At 59.9% G+C, this 17,970-nt stretch carries 15 protein-coding genes; 12 read left to right on the top strand and 3 right to left on the bottom strand.

What is annotated here, in order from left to right:
- Window positions 1–32 precede the first annotated feature (32 nt).
- From infB to ACQ4WS_RS10010, 10 genes are all read left to right on the top strand, one after another.
- Window positions 33–2,891 carry a translation initiation factor IF-2 gene (infB, locus tag ACQ4WS_RS09965; protein ID WP_436475816.1) on the top strand — a complete coding sequence of 953 codons (2,859 nt, stop codon included), beginning with the start codon at window positions 33–35 and terminating at the stop codon, window positions 2,889–2,891.
- A 115-nt stretch (window positions 2,892–3,006) separates the two neighbouring features.
- Window positions 3,007–3,429: a 30S ribosome-binding factor RbfA gene (gene rbfA, locus ACQ4WS_RS09970; RefSeq protein WP_034782531.1), complete on the top strand. Its 423-nt coding sequence runs from the start codon at window positions 3,007–3,009 to the stop codon at window positions 3,427–3,429.
- 2 nt (window positions 3,430–3,431) lie between these two features.
- Window positions 3,432–4,367: a tRNA pseudouridine(55) synthase TruB gene (gene truB / locus ACQ4WS_RS09975; protein ID WP_425252439.1), complete on the top strand. Its 936-nt coding sequence runs from the start codon at window positions 3,432–3,434 to the stop codon at window positions 4,365–4,367.
- A gap of 207 nt (window positions 4,368–4,574) precedes the next feature.
- Window positions 4,575–6,407 carry a translational GTPase TypA gene (typA, locus tag ACQ4WS_RS09980; RefSeq protein ID WP_100875795.1) on the top strand — a complete coding sequence of 611 codons (1,833 nt, stop codon included), beginning with the start codon at window positions 4,575–4,577 and terminating at the stop codon, window positions 6,405–6,407.
- A gap of 118 nt (window positions 6,408–6,525) precedes the next feature.
- Entirely contained in the window at window positions 6,526–7,521 is a 996-nt protein-coding gene (dusA, locus tag ACQ4WS_RS09985) for a tRNA dihydrouridine(20/20a) synthase DusA (RefSeq protein WP_436475819.1), read from the top strand.
- Window positions 7,521–7,985, top strand: coding sequence for a hypothetical protein (locus ACQ4WS_RS09990; protein WP_436475821.1), 465 nt, complete (start codon window positions 7,521–7,523; stop codon window positions 7,983–7,985). Before dusA ends, ACQ4WS_RS09990 begins: the two co-directional genes overlap by 1 nt.
- A gap of 534 nt (window positions 7,986–8,519) precedes the next feature.
- Entirely contained in the window at window positions 8,520–10,259 is a 1,740-nt protein-coding gene (locus tag ACQ4WS_RS09995; protein ID WP_436475852.1) for a methyl-accepting chemotaxis protein, read from the top strand.
- Window positions 10,260–10,319: 60 nt separating this feature from the next.
- Complete coding sequence (locus tag ACQ4WS_RS10000; RefSeq protein WP_436475823.1) at window positions 10,320–10,667, top strand: energy transducer TonB; 348 nt, start codon at window positions 10,320–10,322, stop codon at window positions 10,665–10,667.
- Between the two features lie 167 nt (window positions 10,668–10,834).
- Window positions 10,835–11,407, top strand: coding sequence for a hypothetical protein (locus ACQ4WS_RS10005; protein WP_436475825.1), 573 nt, complete (start codon window positions 10,835–10,837; stop codon window positions 11,405–11,407).
- Window positions 11,408–11,556: 149 nt separating this feature from the next.
- Window positions 11,557–11,943: a hypothetical protein gene (locus tag ACQ4WS_RS10010; RefSeq protein WP_436475827.1), complete on the top strand. Its 387-nt coding sequence runs from the start codon at window positions 11,557–11,559 to the stop codon at window positions 11,941–11,943.
- A gap of 476 nt (window positions 11,944–12,419) precedes the next feature.
- Here the strand turns inward: ACQ4WS_RS10010 and ACQ4WS_RS10015 are convergent, their stop codons facing one another.
- The 3 genes from ACQ4WS_RS10015 to ACQ4WS_RS10025 form a co-directional block, all read right to left on the bottom strand.
- On the bottom strand, window positions 12,420–12,869 hold the full coding sequence (locus ACQ4WS_RS10015; RefSeq protein WP_436475829.1) for a hypothetical protein: 450 nt from the start codon (window positions 12,867–12,869) through the stop codon (window positions 12,420–12,422).
- A gap of 255 nt (window positions 12,870–13,124) precedes the next feature.
- Window positions 13,125–13,784, bottom strand: coding sequence for an FxDxF family PEP-CTERM protein (locus ACQ4WS_RS10020; RefSeq protein ID WP_436475831.1), 660 nt, complete (start codon window positions 13,782–13,784; stop codon window positions 13,125–13,127).
- 330 nt (window positions 13,785–14,114) lie between these two features.
- Window positions 14,115–16,220 carry a TonB-dependent receptor family protein gene (locus tag ACQ4WS_RS10025; protein ID WP_436475833.1) on the bottom strand — a complete coding sequence of 702 codons (2,106 nt, stop codon included), beginning with the start codon at window positions 16,218–16,220 and terminating at the stop codon, window positions 14,115–14,117.
- A gap of 288 nt (window positions 16,221–16,508) precedes the next feature.
- Here ACQ4WS_RS10025 and ACQ4WS_RS10030 point away from each other — a divergent pair, with 288 nt between their 5' ends.
- Window positions 16,509–16,955 carry a response regulator gene (locus ACQ4WS_RS10030; RefSeq protein WP_436475834.1) on the top strand — a complete coding sequence of 149 codons (447 nt, stop codon included), beginning with the start codon at window positions 16,509–16,511 and terminating at the stop codon, window positions 16,953–16,955.
- Window positions 16,956–16,960: 5 nt separating this feature from the next.
- The gene (locus ACQ4WS_RS10035; RefSeq protein ID WP_436475836.1) at window positions 16,961–17,767 is read left to right on the top strand and encodes a hypothetical protein; all 807 of its coding nucleotides are present in this window, start codon (window positions 16,961–16,963) and stop codon (window positions 17,765–17,767) included.
- Window positions 17,768–17,970 lie beyond the last annotated feature (203 nt).

The raw sequence follows: 17,970 nt of genomic DNA on the forward strand, positions 1-17,970 counted from the left end.
TCATCTCCGCGACACATAGAAAAGAGGACTGAATGGCGAGTAACAACGTAGCCCAATTTGCCACCGAACTGAAGATGCCTGCAGATTTGCTGCTGACGCAGCTGCGTTCTGCCGGCGTCGAGAAAAGTTCGACGTCAGATCCATTGTCGAAAGATGATAAGGACAAGCTTTTGGATCATCTGCGCCGCACACACGGCGCAGCGGCTGACACAGAAAAGAAAAAAATCACCGTGACCCGCAAGGAAACGACTGAGATCAAGCAAGCTGACGCAACCGGCAAATCGCGCACCATCCAGGTGGAAGTGCGCAAGAAACGCACTTTCGTCCAGCGTGACGAAGCTGCGCCGGTCGCAGCAGAACCGGTCGCGCCTGCCGCACCGGTGATCGATCCCGCCGACGTGGCGCGCCGTGAAGAAGAAGCCCGTAAACAGGCTGAACTGATCGCCCGCCAGGAAGCCGATCTGCGCGAAAAGCAAGAACGTCTGGCCAAGCTCGACGCGGAAAAAGAAGCTCAGGCGAAAGCCACGCAACAAGCTGAATTGGCTGCCAAGAAAGAAGCTGAAGCGGAAGCGAAGAAAGCCGCCGCCAAGGCTGCTGCCGCGCCTGCCGCCAGCGCCGCTGCGCCTGTCGTTGACGACGCCGCCGCCGAAGCGAAAAAAGCTGCTGCCGCTGAAGAAGCGAAGAAGAAGGCCGCTGCCGCCGCTGTTGCCGCCAAGGAAGCCGCTGACAAAGCGGAAGCCACCGAGCGTGCACGCAAGGCTGTTGCCGACGAAGTTGCCCAGATCAAGGCCATGATGAACGCGCCACGCCGCGCCATCAAGGCACCTGAACCCGTACCGGTTCCGGTCAAGCCGAAGGCGCCGGAAGGCACCCTGCACAAGCCTGCTGACAAGAAACCTGGTGACAAGCCGGGCGACAAGAAGCCTGCTGTTGCAGACAAGAAATCCATCAAGTCGGCCAATGTGTCGTCCACCTGGTCCGATGACGCGAAAAAACGCGGCACCACCGGTGGTCCCAAGCCACGCGGCAATAGCGGCCCAGGCGGCCGTGACAGCTGGCGCGGTGGCGCGAAGGGCCGTCGCCCGACGCACCATGACGACCGTGAATCGAACTTCCAGGCTCCTACGGAAGCCGTCGTCAAAGACGTGCACGTGCCGGAAACGATCACCGTGGCCGAATTGGCGCACAAAATGTCCGTCAAGGCATCCGAAGTCATCAAGCATTTGATGAAATTGGGCCAGATGTGCACGATCAACCAGGTGCTGGACCAGGAAACCGCCATGATTCTGGTGGAAGAAATGGGCCACAAGGCGTTCGCCGCCGAACTGGACGATCCGGAAGCGCTGCTGGCCGATGTGGGCGAACACGCGCACTTCGAAACCAAGCCACGCGCACCGGTGGTCACCGTCATGGGTCACGTCGACCACGGCAAGACCTCGTTGCTCGATTACATCCGTCGCGCCAAGGTTGCTTCCGGCGAAGCGGGCGGCATTACGCAGCATATCGGTGCTTACCACGTCGATACGCCACGCGGCATGATCACCTTCCTCGACACCCCGGGCCACGAAGCGTTTACCGCAATGCGTGCCCGTGGCGCCAAGGCAACCGACATCGTTATTCTGGTGGTTGCCGCCGACGATGGCGTGATGCCGCAAACGAAAGAAGCGATTGCCCATGCGAAAGCAGCCGGCGTGCCGCTGGTGGTGGCGATCAACAAGGTCGACAAACCGGGTGGTAACGTCGACCGCGTGACGCAGGAACTGGTTGCCGAACAAGTCGTGCCGGAAGAATACGGTGGCGAATCGCCATTCGTACCGGTCTCGGCCAAAACGGGCCAGGGTATCGATGATCTGCTGGAACAAGTGCTGTTGCAAGCCGAAGTGCTGGAACTGACGGCACCGGTCGATGCGCCTGCGCGCGGCCTGGTCGTCGAGGCACGTCTGGACAAGGGCCGTGGTCCTGTCGCGACGATCCTGGTGCAGTCCGGTACCCTGAAACGCGGCGACGTGATTCTGGCTGGCTCTTCGTATGGCCGTGTTCGCGCCATGCTGGACGAGAACGGCAAGTCCATCGCTGAAGCGGGTCCTTCGATTCCGGTCGAAATCCAGGGCTTGACGGAAGTGCCGGTTGCCGGTGAAGAAGTCGTCGTCATGGCTGACGAGCGCAAAGCGCGTGAAATCGGTCTGTTCCGTCAAGGTAAGTTCCGCGACGTGAAACTGGCGAAACAGCAAGCTGCGAAACTGGAAAACATGTTCGACCAGATGGCCGAAGGCGAAGTGAAAAACTTGCCGCTGATCATCAAAACCGACGTGCAAGGTTCGCAAGAAGCGTTGGTCGGTTCGCTGCAGAAACTGTCGACCTCCGAAGTGCGCGTACAAGTTGTTCACGCGGCCGTCGGCGGCATCACGGAATCGGACGTCAACCTGGCAGTCGCCTCGAAAGCGGTCATCATCGGCTTTAACGCCCGTGCTGATGCCCAGGCACGCAAGCTGGCCGAGTCGAATGGCGTGGACATTCGCTACTACAACATCATTTACGATGCGATCGACGAGATCCGATCGGCGTTGTCGGGCATGTTGGCACCAGAGAAACGCGAAACGGTCATCGGCCAGGTCGAGATCCGCCAGGTTATCCTGGTCTCGAAAGTGGGCGCGATTGCCGGTTGCCTGGTCACCGATGGCGTGGTCAAGCGTGCTTCTTCCGTCCGCCTGTTGCGCAACAACATCGTGGTGTGGAGCGGCGAGATCGACTCCCTGAAACGCTTCAAGGACGATGCGAAAGAAGTTCGCGCCGGTCTGGAGTGCGGCCTGTCGCTGAAGAACTACAACGACATTCAGGTTGGCGACACGCTGGAAGTGTTCGAAGTCCAGGAAATCGCTCGTACCCTGTAATCTCAGCAAGAACAATGGCGCGGACATAGTTGTCCGCGCAAACACGTGGGGCGCATTGGTCAACGGGCAACCGTTTGACTCATGCGCCCTGCGGCACTTAGGACAGCATAAAATCATGGCTAAACATAGCAAAACCATGCCAGCGCGCGGCTTGCGCGTGGCCGACCAGATCCAGCGCGATCTGGCTGAAATCGTCGCCTACGAATTGAAGGATCCCCGCGTCGGCACGATGATCACCATCACCGAAGTGCAGATCACGCCCGATTACGCGCACGCCAAGGTGTTTTTCACGATGTTGAAAGACAGCAAGGAAGCCATCAAGAACACCACCGAAGGCTTGATGGCCGCGTCTGGCTTCATTCGTGGCTTGCTGGGCAAGCGCCTGCACATCCACACCCTGCCGATGCTGCATTTCGTGCACGACAGCTCGACCTCGCGCGGCATGGAAATGTCCTTGCTGATCGACAAGGCCAACGCCACGCGCGCGGCGGATGCCGAGCCGGACGAAAAGCCGGCAGACAAAGCGGACGAGCAATAACAGTGGCGGGTCCGAAGAAACCGCCCGGCATCAAGCGGGTGCGCGACCTGGTCGACGGCGTCTTGCTGCTCGACAAGCCCGTGGGCTGGTCCAGCAACGACGCCCTGATCAAGGCCAAGCGCGTGCTGAATGCGAAAAAAGCGGGCCATACGGGCACGCTGGATCCGTTCGCCACGGGCTTGCTGCCGCTGTGCTTTGGCGAGGCCACGAAGTTCTCGCAGGACTTGCTGGAAGCCGATAAAACCTACGAAACCCTGGTGCACCTGGGGCAGACGACGGATACGGGCGATACCGAGGGCGAAGTGCTGGAAACGCGCGACGTCAACGTCACCGAAGAGCAGATCGAAGCCGTGCTGGCGCAGTTCCGCGGGCCCATCCTGCAGACGCCGCCCATGTATTCGGCCTTGAAACGGGACGGCAAGCCCTTATATGAGTATGCAAGGGCAGGCATCACCCTGGAGCGCGAAGCGCGCCCGGTGACCATCCACAAGCTCGAGTTCCTCGGCTACGACGCCCCGTTCCTGAAATTATCCGTGATGTGCAGCAAGGGCACGTATATCCGCGTGCTGGGCGAAGACATCGGCCATGCCTTGGGTTGTGGCGGCCATTTGAACGCCTTGCGCCGCACGCAGGTGGGCAGCCTGACTTTGGACGGCGTCGTCACCCTGGATGAGCTGACGGCGCATGCCGCGCCGTTGAGCCTGCTGGCGCCCGTCGATGCATTATTGTCGAGTTTCCCCGCCGTCCAGCTGACGGAAGAATTGGCCAAGCGTTTCCTGCATGGCCAGCGCATCGCGCTGGGCAAGGAAGACGTCGCCGTACCGGCCGAACCGGGCCGTGTGCGCGTATATCACGACAGCAAGCTGCTGGGCACGGGTCAGTTGCAGGAATACAGCATCCTGGCGCCGGAGCGCTTGATCGCCACGGCGCACCAATAAGTCACAGCAACGTCACATTACCCAGCGACACTCGTCAAACAGTGTCGCTTTTTTAAACAAACCGTCCCCGACTGCGGGAGCCGCCAGCATTTTTAGATAGCGTTGCAACGCAACATGCTATACTACGCGGTTCCGGAAATAGATTAGCATTCGGGTATCTCGTACACCTTGTACGCACTCCGCAGTTTTTCAGTAACTACTACGACCATGTCAAATACAAAACGCGCAATTCGTAATATCGCCATTATCGCCCACGTTGACCACGGCAAAACCACGCTGGTGGATCAGCTGCTGCGCCAGTCCGGCACCTTCCGTGAAAACCAAGCGGTCGACACCCGAGTCATGGACTCGAACGACCTGGAAAAGGAGCGCGGCATTACGATTCTGTCGAAGAACTGCGCTGTTGAGTACGAAGGCACCCACATCAACATCGTCGACACCCCAGGCCACGCCGACTTCGGCGGCGAAGTGGAACGTGTTCTGTCGATGGTTGACTCGGTTCTGTTGCTGGTCGATGCACAAGAAGGCCCGATGCCGCAAACCCGTTTCGTCACGCGCAAAGCGCTGGCACTGGGTCTGAAGCCTATCGTCATCGTCAACAAGGTCGACCGTCCAGGCGCGCGCCCGGACTGGGCCATCAACCAGACGTTCGAACTGTTCGACAAGCTGGGCGCTACCGACGAACAACTGGATTTCCCTATCATTTACGCTTCGGGCCTGAACGGCTATGCCGGCCTGACCGAAGACGTGCGCAGCGGCGACATGAAGCCGATGTTTGACGCCATCCTGGAACACGTTCCAGTGCGTGACGACAATCCGGAAGGCCCGCTGCAGATGCAGATCACCTCGCTGGATTACTCGTCGTACGTTGGCAAGATCGGCATTGGCCGCGTCAACCGCGGTACCGTCAAGGTCGGTCAGGACGTGCTGGTCATCAATGGCCCAGGCGCCACGCCTATCAAAGGCCGCATCAATCAGGTGCTGAACTTCAAGGGCCTGGAGCGCGTGCTGGTGGACGAAGCCGTTGCCGGCGACATTTGCCTGATCAACGGTATCGACGAAATCGGCATCGGTTCGACCCTGTGCGCAGTCGATACCCCGGACGCGCTGCCGATGCTGACCGTCGACGAGCCGACCCTGACCATGAATTTCATGGTCAACAACTCGCCACTGGCTGGCCGCGAAGGCAAGTTCGTTACCTCGCGCCAACTGCGTGACCGTCTGGACCGCGAACTGAAAGCCAACGTTGCTCTGCGCGTATCGCCGACCGACGACGACACGATCTTTGAAGTATCGGGCCGCGGCGAGCTGCACCTGACGATTCTGATCGAAAACATGCGTCGCGAAGGCTTCGAGCTGGCCGTATCGCGTCCACGCGTGGTCTTCAAAATGGTCGATGGCGTGCGCCACGAGCCGTTTGAAAACCTGTCGGTTGACGTAGAAGAGGTCAACCAGGGCGGCGTCATGGAAGAACTGGGCCGTCGTCGTGGCGACCTGCAAAACATGGAATCGGATGGCAAGGGCCGCGTGCGTCTCGAGTACCTGATCCCGGCGCGTGGCCTGATCGGCTTCCAGGGCGAATTCATGACCCTGACCCGCGGTACCGGCTTGATGAGCCACGTATTCCATGAATACGCGCCAGTCGACAACACCCGTGGCGAAATGGCTGGCCGTCGTAACGGCGTGCTGATTTCGCAAGATGACGGCGCCGCTGTTGCCTACGCCATCTGGAAACTGCAAGACCGCGGCCGCATGTTCGTGTCGCACAATGACCCAGTCTACGAAGGCATGGTCATCGGTATCCACTCGCGCGACAACGACCTGGTCGTCAATCCGATCAAGGGCAAGCAGCTGACCAACGTGCGTTCGTCGGGTACCGACGAAGCGGTGCGCCTGGTACCACCAATTCAGATGTCGCTGGAATACGCCGTCGAATTCATCGAGGACGACGAACTGGTGGAAATCACGCCTAAATCGATCCGTCTGCGCAAGCGCTTCCTGAAAGAGCACGAGCGTAAAAAAGCGTCGCGTGATTCGTAATCTGTTGTAGAGCATGGCCTGCGGGCCATGCCGCTCCGGCCCGCTGCGCCGCGTCACCGTCACTGGTGAGGCACGCAGCGGGTTTGTCATTTGCAGCTCCTGTTTTTTTGTAGACACCATGACTTCCACCTCTTTGCCTTCCCGCCGCCTGTCCGTTGCCCCCATGATGGACTGGAGCGACCGCCATTGCCGCAAGTTCCACCGCGAAATCACGCGCCACACCTGGCTCTACACCGAGATGGTGACGACGGGCGCGCTGGTGTACGGCGACGTGGAGCGCCATTTGCGCTTCAACGAGGAAGAGCATCCTGTGGCGCTGCAGCTGGGCGGCAGCGACCCAAAGGACCTGGCCACCAGCGCGAAACTGGGCCAGCAGTGGGGCTATGACGAAATCAACCTCAATTGCGGCTGCCCGTCCGAGCGCGTGCAAAAGGGCGCGTTTGGCGCCTGCCTGATGGCCGAGCCGCAACTGGTGGCCGACTGCGTGAAAGCCATGCGCGACGTGGTCGATATCGACGTTACCGTGAAACACCGCATCGGCATCGACGACAGCGAGTCGTATGACTTCGTGCGCGATTTCGTCGGCACCGTGGCCGATGCCGGCTGCAAGACCTTTATTGTGCATGCGCGCAATGCCATCCTGAAAGGCTTGAGTCCGAAGGAAAACCGCGAAGTGCCGCCACTCAAGTATGACTATGCCTACCGTTTGAAGCGTGATTTTCCCCAGTTCGAGTTCATTATCAACGGCGGCATCAAGACCCTGGACGAGATCGACCTGCACCTGCAGCACCTGGACGGCGTGATGCTGGGGCGCGAGGCGTACCACAACCCGTATCTGATGGCGCAGTTCGACCAGCGCTACTATGGCGACGACACGCCCGTCAAAACGCGAGAACAGGTGCTCGAGGCGATGATTCCCTATATCAGCGCGCAGCTGGAGAAAGAGGCGGGACGCTTGAAACTGAACAGCGTCACGCGCCACATGCTGGGCCTGATGCAAAACCTGCCCGGTGCGCGCGGCTACCGCCAGACCTTGTCCGATTCGAAGAAGCTGGCGTCGGGCGACCCCCGTTTGCTGCTGGAAGCAGCGGCGCGCTTGTCCTTGCCTGCCTGATGAGCGGCGATTGCCACGCTCATGCACAGCAGTTGCATGGCTATCTGCAAGCCGTCAGCGCGCTGAAGGATGATGGCAGCTTGTTTCTTTGCGCGTATCTGGGGCCCATCGCGCCGCAGGCGTCCTGCGACGCGCTGTGCCGCGCGCTGAGGCTGATGCCGGACGGCTTGCGCCTGCAGCTGGTAGAGACGGTCGCGTGCAGCGGCGTCTTGTGCACGCCGCGCCAATGGCTGCTCGAGCGCTTGGGCCCGATGCGCGAAGCGGACCGCCAGCCGCTCGACGCGCGTTTGTTTGACGGTTTCGAGCGCGAACTGGCCGAACTGCTGGGCGGCGAGCCCCGCTGGTATCAACTGGTATCGTCTGGCCAGCACAGCCTGGCCGGTCAATTGGGCGCCATCTGGAGCGTCTTTGTCTTTGGCGCAGACGGTCACGCCTATATGCTGCATTGCAGCTGGGATCGCTGATCCAACTTGTCTATACCGCTGCCCCGGCGCAGTGGTATTGTCCGTACTCCCCCTTCCTCTGAGCACCTGCCCCCAAAACAATGCAAGCGGCTATGCCATGTGTTGTAAATGCGCTGTTTCGGAGCACGCCCGCACTGTCGTGGGGCATTTCTATGGGGCAAGAAACGGCGTTGTTGCCATTTCCCCGAAGAAAGTTAATCAGGCATTTATTCAGGTACTTATTGCTTGCTTTGAGGCAAAATTTACACCTATAATTGATTATAGACAAATATTTCTCATATGAATTTTTGATGTTAATCTCGCATCAACGGTGTCAAAAATTCAGCGTGTGGAACAAGTTTGCATTCGCAGTCACTGGCGTTTTCAGGGCTGTTGTAGAGCAGGAAGTACCCCAGGCTGCGTGCGGCCGGAGACCGCCAGCATACCAATGGGTAAGGGCGGATTCCGGTGTTACGCAGCCTTCGTCTTGTCGTGCCGGGCAAAAATCCTTATCAATAGTTTCATTTACGAAGAGCCGAAATGAATTTAGCAAAAATGAAGGTTGGTACCCGCCTGGGCCTGGGTTTCGCCCTGGTACTGGTTCTGCTGGTGGCCGTGACCGTCCTCGGCATCGCGCGCATGGCGCAAATCCAGGAACGTCTCGATCACGTGATCAATGTCAACAACGTCGTCACCCGCCTGGTGATCGACATGCGTGGCAACGTCAGCGACCGCGTCACCTCGCTGCGCATCTTGACCCTGATGACCGACTCGGGCGATATGGAACCTGAAATGGCGCGTATCAAGACGCAAACGACCACCTATCAGGAAACGCAGAAGAAACTCGAAGAGAAATTTGCCGTCGAGTCGACTCCTGAAGAAAAAGCTTTGCTGGCTTCGATCAAGGAATACGAAGCGGCTGCCATGCCGGCCATCGCCAAGGCCTCCGCCCTGTGGATGGCCAACGATGCGGAAGGCGCCACGCGCGTGATGATCAAGGAAATCCGTCCGGTACAGAAAAAATGGATGGAAGCGCTGGAGCAACTGGCCGTGCTGGAAGACAAGCTCAATGAGCAGATGCAATCGGATGCCCGCAAGGCCTTCGACAGCGCGCGCCTGTTCATGATCATCCTCGGCGTACTGGCCGTGGCGATGGGCGTGGCGGCGGCACTGGTGATTACCCGCGGCCTGCTGAAACAGCTGGGCGGCGAGCCTGACTACACGGCATCGATCGCCGGCAGCATCGCCAATGGCGACCTGTCGATCGGCATCCACACCCAGCCTTCCGATACGTCCAGCCTGCTGGCGGAAATGAAGGAAATGCGCAACAGCCTGGTGGGCATCGTCGGCCAGGTACGCGTGGGGACGGAAACCATCGGCACGGCGTCGCGCGAAATTGCCGACGGCAATATCGACCTGTCGTCGCGTACGGAAATGCAAGCGAGTGCGCTGGAAAAAACGGCGTCGGCCATGGAAGAGCTGACTTCGACCGTGAAACAGAATGCGGACAATGCGCGGGAAGCCAACAAGCTGGCCGCCACCGCATCGGACGTCGCCATCAAGGGCGGCTCCGTGGTGTCGCAAGTGGTTGACACCATGAGCTCGATCAATGAATCAGCGAAGAAAATTGTCGACATCATCGGCGTGATCGACGGCATCGCCTTCCAGACCAACATCCTGGCGCTGAACGCGGCGGTGGAAGCGGCACGTGCTGGCGAGCAAGGCCGCGGCTTTGCAGTGGTGGCGTCGGAAGTGCGCAACCTGGCCCAGCGTTCCGCTGGCGCGGCGAAAGAAATCAAGATACTCATCGACGATTCGGCCGAGAAGACGGAACGCGGCACGCGCCTGGTCGGTCAGGCTGGCGTGACGATGGGCGAAGTGGTCGACAGCGTGCGCCGCGTCACCGACATCATGAGCGAGATCGCCAGTGCCAGCCAGGAACAAAGCGCCGGCATCGAACAGGTCAACCTGTCGATCATCGAGATGGATGGCATGACGCAGCAAAATGCGGCCCTGGTGGAACAGGCAGCCGCTGCGGCGCAAAGCTTGCAAGACCAGGCGGCCGAACTGGCCCACGTGGTGAGCATCTTCAAACTGGTCGACGGCGAAGAGAAACCGGCAGCGTATGTGCCGGCACCCGTGGCCGTCGCACCGGTGGCCGTGCGCAAGCCGGCGCAGGCATTGCGCCCGGTCAAGTCGCTGACCCGCAAGGCGGAAGCGGCCGCTCCCGTGGCTGCTCCTGCGCCACGCAAGGCGGCAGGCGCCGGCAGCAATGACGAGTGGGAAGAGTTTTAAGCGCGGTCAACAGCGCACAGGAAATACTAATTACCGTATCTGATAATCATGGGGAAGCACATGTTTGAGAATAAGCGTTTGATGATTGTTGCAGCAGCCTTGCTGGTGTCCGTTTCTTCCGCCGCCTTTGCGGCCGAGGTGCCGGCGTCGTTCGATGCCAAGAACTGCAAGGCCGACTATCCGAAGGCCTCGCTGATGAACGAAGAGCAGGGTACCGTGTCGATGTCCTTCCTGGTGAATGCCGATGGCAGCGTTGCCGATTCGAAAGTCGAGAAGAGCAGCGGCTTCAAGAACTTGGACAAGGCCGCCATCAAGGCCCTGTCCGCGTGCAAGTTCAAGCCGGGCACCAAGGATGGCGCAGCAGCGCAAACCTGGACCAAGGTCGACTACGCCTGGAAGCTGGACTGATCCACGTATCGCCGGGAGCCAGGCTCCCGGCATGGCCGACTCCGCTACGGGCGGCGCCTGCAAGGGTGCCGCCCGTTTGTTATGTGCGCCAGCCAACGGCGCTGTCACCGCCGATTCTGTTACCCTCGAAACATACCTTCGGGATATCCCACCACAAGAGGCCTACCATGCAGCGCATCCTGACACTTTCTTTCCTGGCCGCCAGCGGCTTGCTGCTTTCCGCCTGCGCATCGCTGGGCACGCCCGTGGGCTTGCAGGCGGGGCAGACCGTGGCCGTCGTGAATAGCCTGAGCTGGGACAACCCCCTGACGGGCAAGCGCGACGGCGTGCGCACCAGCTGGCCCATCAAGGATGGCAAAGTTGCCCCTGAATATTTTCCACTGGCGCAGCTGAAGCAATGCGAGGCCGGCGGCAAGCCTTGCGCCTGGGGCGTGATGCGGGCGCAGCGCGGCGCGCCCACTTTGAACTATGTGGACGGCGGCGTCGACCTGGCTGTGAGCGTGGCCATCGATGTGGCGCGGCGCCAGGATGCGCGCCAGGGCGAGACGCAAACGGCGATGGCGATTCCGCAGGATGTGGCCGCGCTGGCTGGCCGGCAACAGGTGCAGCCCAGCTGGAAGTTGAAGTATGGCAAGGTCGAGCAGGTCGAGCTCGATTATGGCGTACGCTACCAGGTGTGCGTGCAGCGCTACGATGCGGCCGGCAAGGTCATCGATACCTGCGCGATTCCATTTATTTGAGGAAACATGCCACGCGGGCCGCCTGTGGCGGCTTTGCCACATTTCATGTTGCGGCGTGCTTCGTGGTGTAACAATCGGTAAAAGCGCAGCAAAGCACCGCATAATTTCTTATAGTACTTAATTAAGTAGTACATATCAGGAGAATTGCGATGAAAACCCTGTTGGCAGTAATTTCGCTGGCCGCCCTGGGTGGCTGCGCCGTGGCGCCCCCCGGTCCCGCGTATTACGGTTCGCGCGCGCCACAGGGGGCCTACAATCCCTATGAATGGCATACGGTCTCGTCCGAGCCGGTGCAGTCGGGCCGCGTGATGAGCGCGCCACGCGTGGAATACACGAATGAACCAGTGTACGTGCAGCGTCAGCCGGTGTACGTGCAGCAGCCCGTGTATGTGCCAGCGCCCGTGTACGCACCGCAACCGTATTATTACAACCCGCCCGTGACGATCGGGCTGGACTTCATGTTCGGCTTTGGGCGCCACGGTGGACACCGCGGTGGCTGGGGCGGCGGGCATGGCCGTTACCACGGTCGCCGCTAATCTCTGCGCTTGCATGCAGGACCAAGCCGGACAAGCCTTGCTTGCCCGGTTTTGACATTTTGCTAGTGGAAATAAACCGAACCCTGGTGCAGCACGTCCGCCGAGCACAGGATATACATCGCCGCCGCTGCCAGACCTATTTGCAAGGCGCCAAAGCTGATCGGGATGAGGCGGGACATGTCGTACTCCTGAGTAGTGTGAGGTGTGGTCAGGCTTTCATCTTAGGATGAGTTGATGCCTTTGGGCATCGGATGAATGTCCGCCACCGTGTAGGACAAGAGCTCGTGCCTGGCGGCCAGCCTCGCTCTCCGGACGTCTGAGTAACCCCCAATAAATTATTGCGATTTCTGACTTCTATAACCGGCGCTCTGCGGCGTTGCCCACTGCTAGCAGTGCTTGCACTGCGTCGCAGCGGGCGCCTTGCATAGCATCCGGTTCTGTTCGTCATAACTTCACAATAATTTCCTGAGGATTACTTAGCGGTTTTTCCAGCGCACGACAGGTTCTTCCGGCGCCGTGTCCGGCACGTTCGAGATCGCCAGCCAGTGCGTCAGGCGTTCCGGGTGCTTGAGGTTGATGCCCATGCCATCGATGATGCCGACCTGTTCCAGCATGCGCGCATCGATTTTTGCCTTCGACACAGTTGGCGCGCCCATGACCATGCGGTCATACGCCTTGCGCGCCTTGTGTTCCCACTTGTGCAGATTGCTTTCGTCGAAGCGGTTCGCTTCGAAGTACACGGTCAGGGTGCCATCGAGGTTGCCGAAGCCGACAATGCCTGCGCCCTTGCGGATGGTGGTGTTGTTGTCGATGTCAAATTCCGCCGTGGGCACGAAGATGCCGGCGCGGCCATCGATATCGGGACGTCCCACGGGCGTTTCCTTGCCGTAGGAACTCGTTTCGGTGATATTTTTTTCTGCAGACATGGTGCGTGTGTGGTGGCCGTACCGGGAGCACAATCGGGCCCGGCAGCGCCAGTCATCCTGTTCAAAAAATGCGTGCTGATGATCAGGGCGGGGTAGGGGCCCTGGCGGAGCGATGCTTGGCATTGCTTGATACCCCGCTATTGTAGCGTCAATTTAATTCTTCTTGGCAACATTTCCTGAGGTGATGCTCCCGTTTCCCATGAAAAAAGCCGCCCGGCCAGGTGGCGGGGCGGCTGTTGCGCGACGACTTCAGATTCAGGCGGCAGTCTTGCGGCGTGCCATGAAACCCAGCAAGCCCAGGCCCAGCAGCATCATGGCGTAGGTTTCCGGTTCCGGCACGGCGGCCATCACCGAGACATTATCCAGGTAGGAACCATAGGTTGGCGCGGAGACAGGGCCGATCGATTCGAAGCGCAGCAGGCTCGACGAGTCGAGCGCCGTCACGTTCTGGCTGTAGCTTTGCCATACGCCGCTCGTGTTGCCCACCAGAGCCGTTGGCGTGAGCAGGGTCGAACCCCAGTAGACATTCATCAGGCTGTTCGCGCCGCCTGGCGTATCAGGGCGGCCGGAATAGGCAAACGACAGCGCATATGTGCCGCCCGCCGTGGTGGCGATGGCTTGCGAAACGGAGGTCAGGCGCGCGGCATTGAGTTCCAGATACTGCTTGCCATCGGCGGCGACGGGGTTGAAACCGCCCTGGCCGCCTTGCGTGGCGCCTTTCTGGATTTCAAAGGCCGAGTTGCCGCTGGCTGACGAGGTCCAGCCTGTGACGCTGCTGAGCGGAGCCCAGGCCGAGGCGATGACATTGTTTTCAAAACTGCCGTTGACCACCAGTTCGGTCGCGGCGTTGGCGGTGCCAGCGGTGGCCAGAGCGGCCAATGCGGCAATCTTCAGCAGGGTGGTTGGCATATTCATGTGGACTCTCGCATAGTTGGTTAAAAGATATTTTCATTTCTTAAATGACATTTATAGAATATCACCAAAACTCACATAAAGAACAGGCGCTCGTAAAAAATATTTGCAATTGTGAAATCATTTGTGTCCGTACTGCAATTAGTTTCCAGAGTGAATCAATAGCGACAGGGTTGTAAGGCAAGTGTGGTGTCGAACCTTCTTGCTTGAGAGTATTTTTGTAACATCAGGGCGTAAAAAAACCTGCATCGTAACAACAACGATGCAGGTTTTTCTGAGGATAGCGCGGGTACGGCGGCATATCGATTCGATAGGAACTGCCGCATGCAACGCTCAGAACGCCATGCGACCCTGCAGGTAGACCATGCGCGGCGCACCCACCATCTTGCCCAGGTTGCCATCCGAGGTACGCGTGAAGTAGCGCTTGTCGGCGAGGTTGTTGACGCCGGCGACCAGCTCCAGGCCGGCCTGGCCCGGTACTTTCCATTTCACTTGCGTGTTCCAGGTACGGAAGCCCGGGATCACGCCCAGGTTGCCGGCCGGGTTTTCCGCCACGGTGTTGGCCTCGTCGGCGAACTGGCGGCTCTGGTGGCTGCTCGACAGGTCGAAGCCCCACGCGCCCAGCTGGTAGTGGGCGCCGACGGTATCCGTGTTGCGCGAATAGAACGGCACATCATTCCCGGCGTTCATGCCATCCTGCAAGGTCGCCTTGGTGTAGGTGTAGGTGGCGTAGGCGTTCAAGCCGGCCAGCGGGCCGGATTGATCGAAATGGTAATCGATGGCCGATTCCAGGCCCCGGTGATGCGTGGCGCCCACGTTGTAGAAGACGGCGTTCTCGCCGCTGCCCACGGACTGGATCTGGTTGTCGAACTTGATGTTGAACAAGGTCGCCTCGGCCGCCAGCTGGCCGCTCTTCCAGCGCGCGCCCAGTTCAGCCGTTTTCGCCAGTTCTGGCTGCAGCGGGTTCTTGCTTGATTGCGAGTTCAGCTGTGTATTTTGCACGGCGCCAAACGAGCTGTTGTAGTTGCCGAACAGGGTCACGTTGTTGTTGAGCAAGTAGGTCACGTTCAGCGAGGGCAGGGCCTTGTTGTTGAGCAATTCGATCTTCTGGTCGGTCGGCAAGTGGTTGTAGCGCACCGTCTTGATGTGTTCGTAGCGCACGCCGGGCGTGATGCGCCAGGCATCGATAGCGATCTTGTCGTCGATATACACGGCTTGCGCATCGGTCGAGTTGTTGGCAAAGCGCGTCGGCTTTTGTTGCACGCCGCTGGCGATGACGACGTTGTAGATGGTCTCGTCGGCCCGCTCGGCCAGATAGCGGTAGCCGACGGTGACGTCCTGTGTGACCTTGCCGGAAATGAAACGCTGCGTGTAGCGCGGTTCGATGGCCGTCGTTTCATAGTTGCGCGGCTGGTGCCCCAGGTTTTTTCCGCTGATCAAGGTGCTTTCGCGCGAGCTCTTGTTGTAATAGGCGCGCACCTCGAATTCCTGCGTGCCGGAAATCGCATTCAGGTAGCCGATGTCGACAGCCTTGCGCTCGCCGCTCCAGTAGTCGGTCGGGCGCGTGTTCTGGAATGGGTCCTGCTTGTATTGCGCCGTGGTCAGGCCACCCGGCGTGCGCGATGTCACGTCGTAGTAGGACAGCTTGCCGTACACCTCGGCCGTCGGACTCAGGTCGTAGCGGAACTTGAGGGCGAAATCGTTGACTTTTTCATCGCTGCCGACGCGCCAGTCGCTGCCGCGGATGCCGGAATACAGCACCGCCAGGCCCAGGCCGCTGTCGAGCTGGGTGCCGGCAAAGACGCTGGCTTGCGTGTTATGGCCCACTTCGCTGTATGCGTTGTAGCGCACGCTGGCGTCGCCCGTGACGCCTGGCGTGGTGGGCACGCGGCGCGTCTTGAAGTTGATGATGCCGCCCACGTTTTGCGGGCCGAAGCGCACGGCGCCGCCGCCGCGCACCACGTCGACCGTCTCGACATTGGCCAGGCTGACGGGCGCGAACGACAGTTGCGGCTGGCCATAAGGCGCCACCGACATCGGGATGCCATCGAGCAAGACCGTGCTGCGCGGCGAATAGCGCCCGGCCAGGCCGCGCACGCCGATATTCAGGGAAATGGCGCTGCCGGCGCTGCCCGAGTTGTCGCTGATCTGTACACCGGGAATGCGGCGCATCACGTCGCTGAGGCTGGTCGCGCCCGAGTTCTCGATGTCGTCCTTCTGCACCACCGTGCGCGCGCCAGCGAAGTTCTTCGTGCTGGCGGCCATGCTGGTGCCCAGCAGGTTGCCACTGACCTGGATGGATTCCAGGATGGGCCCGGTGCTATCGGCTGTGTTGGCTTCCTGCGCTTGCACGGCAAGCGGAGTGCCCAGGCAGGCGAGGGCGATGGCCAGCGCGCACGGGCGCAGCGAAAAGGGCAGTGTGGAAGGTGTGGCAGCCATGCATGGATCTCCGTAATGACAATGTTTGCGCGGGCAATCGGGCGGCGCGACAACATCGTGGCGTGGACCTCCGGCGCAAGGGGATGATAATGATAATGATTCTCATTTTATCCGTCAATTGCGCATACTGCGTAGGGCTGGCTTTCTCCGCGCGAGGGCGGGGAAGTGTTGCTGGCGCGGTACAGCGGGCCGCTTCGATTGCCGCTTGGTACTATTGCTCGCGTGCGGCGGCATTCTGCGTGCTTCTTGTATACTCCCGTTTTTGCAGCCCTCAGACGTGAACGTACAATGAGCCAGACAACTGAAACGACACCAGCCACTTCCTCCGTGGAACGCCGCCAGGGGGACCAGCCCACCACCGCGGCGCGCAAGCTCAATCTGCTGGTGGTCGACGACAACCAGGAAGTGGGCGAATCGCTGGCCATGCTGCTCGAAGCGCTGGGCCACCACGTGGTGGTGGTGCGCAACTGGCAGATGGCCGTCGAGCAAGTCAAGCTGTGCGTGCCCGACGCCGTCTACCTAGACATCGAAATGCCCGGCATCAGCGGCATCGAAATCGGCCGCCGCCTGCACCACCATCCCGAGACGGCGAACGCCGTGCTGATCGCCGTCACGGGCCACAGCCTGCCCATGTACATGGACGACGCGCTGGCAGTAGGCTTCCGCCACTTCCTCGTGAAACCCGTGCGCCTGGAAGACCTGGCGACGACGGTGCAGTCGGTGCTGGCGGGCTAAAATGTGTGCTATGGTTTGCGGCCCATCCCCGGGCATCCGGACACAGGCACGCAATGACCATGCATTCCTCGCAGCAAGCTGCAAGCACCGACCTGGCCAGCCGCTATCTGGGCGTACTGGCCGATTTTGATACGGCCTTGCTGGATCGCCATGCGCCGCATGCCGATGCGGAAAAGCTTTCTGGCCTCTTCCTTCCCAGCGTGCCGCCCAACTGGCTTGGCGCCCGGCAGCGCATCATGATCGTGGGCTGCGAAACGCGGCAATGGAATGTGCTGCAGGCAGGCGAGCGTTTTAGTTCGCTCGAACACTATGTCGGGCGATCCATGGCCGTGCACCAAGCTTATTTTGCGCAGCAATTGTCACAGTCGGATATCAGGGGCCTTGCCTTTCATAATTTTACGCGCGCCGTGGCGCAGCGCTGCAGCAGCGACGGCTTGATCTACGCCAACCTGTTGTGCATGGCATGGAAGCGTGGCAGCCCCGTCCGGTGCGATCACTTCGATCTGATCAAACGCTATTCCAAGCTATTGCTGGAGGTGCAAATCGATTTCTTCCAGCCCGAGATCATCATCTTTGCCAACGGCAGTGCCACCGCCGGGCATAGGCGCGACTTCTTTCCATTGGCCCGCGATGAGCAGGGCAAGGCGCTGGGCAGCGATTATGTCCGGGATGGCATACCGAATGCGCAATTGTGGCAGTTCCCGCTGGAGCACAGGGATTGCTACCGCATCCAGCATCCGTCGTCACGCTCGCCTGATGCCGCCAGCGCCCGCCAGTTCTTGTTGGGATTGTTACCACGGAAGCCGGAGTGAAACGGCCGATGACACCGTTTTTATTTATGAGCGGCGGAAATGAATAAAGGGTTACAAGTCAAAGCATGTAACCCTTTGATTTTGCTGATTATTCTGTGGGGTGGCTGATGGGGGACCATTTGCCACAAAAAACTTGCATCTCGTGGGCGCTTTTTACGCTGCTACACGTGTCTGGGTAACAGATTGTGCCACAGCCTGCTGAG

Origin of the sequence: Janthinobacterium leeuwenhoeki (assembly GCF_051380795.1) — a bacterium.
GTDB lineage: Bacteria > Pseudomonadota > Gammaproteobacteria > Burkholderiales > Burkholderiaceae_D > Janthinobacterium.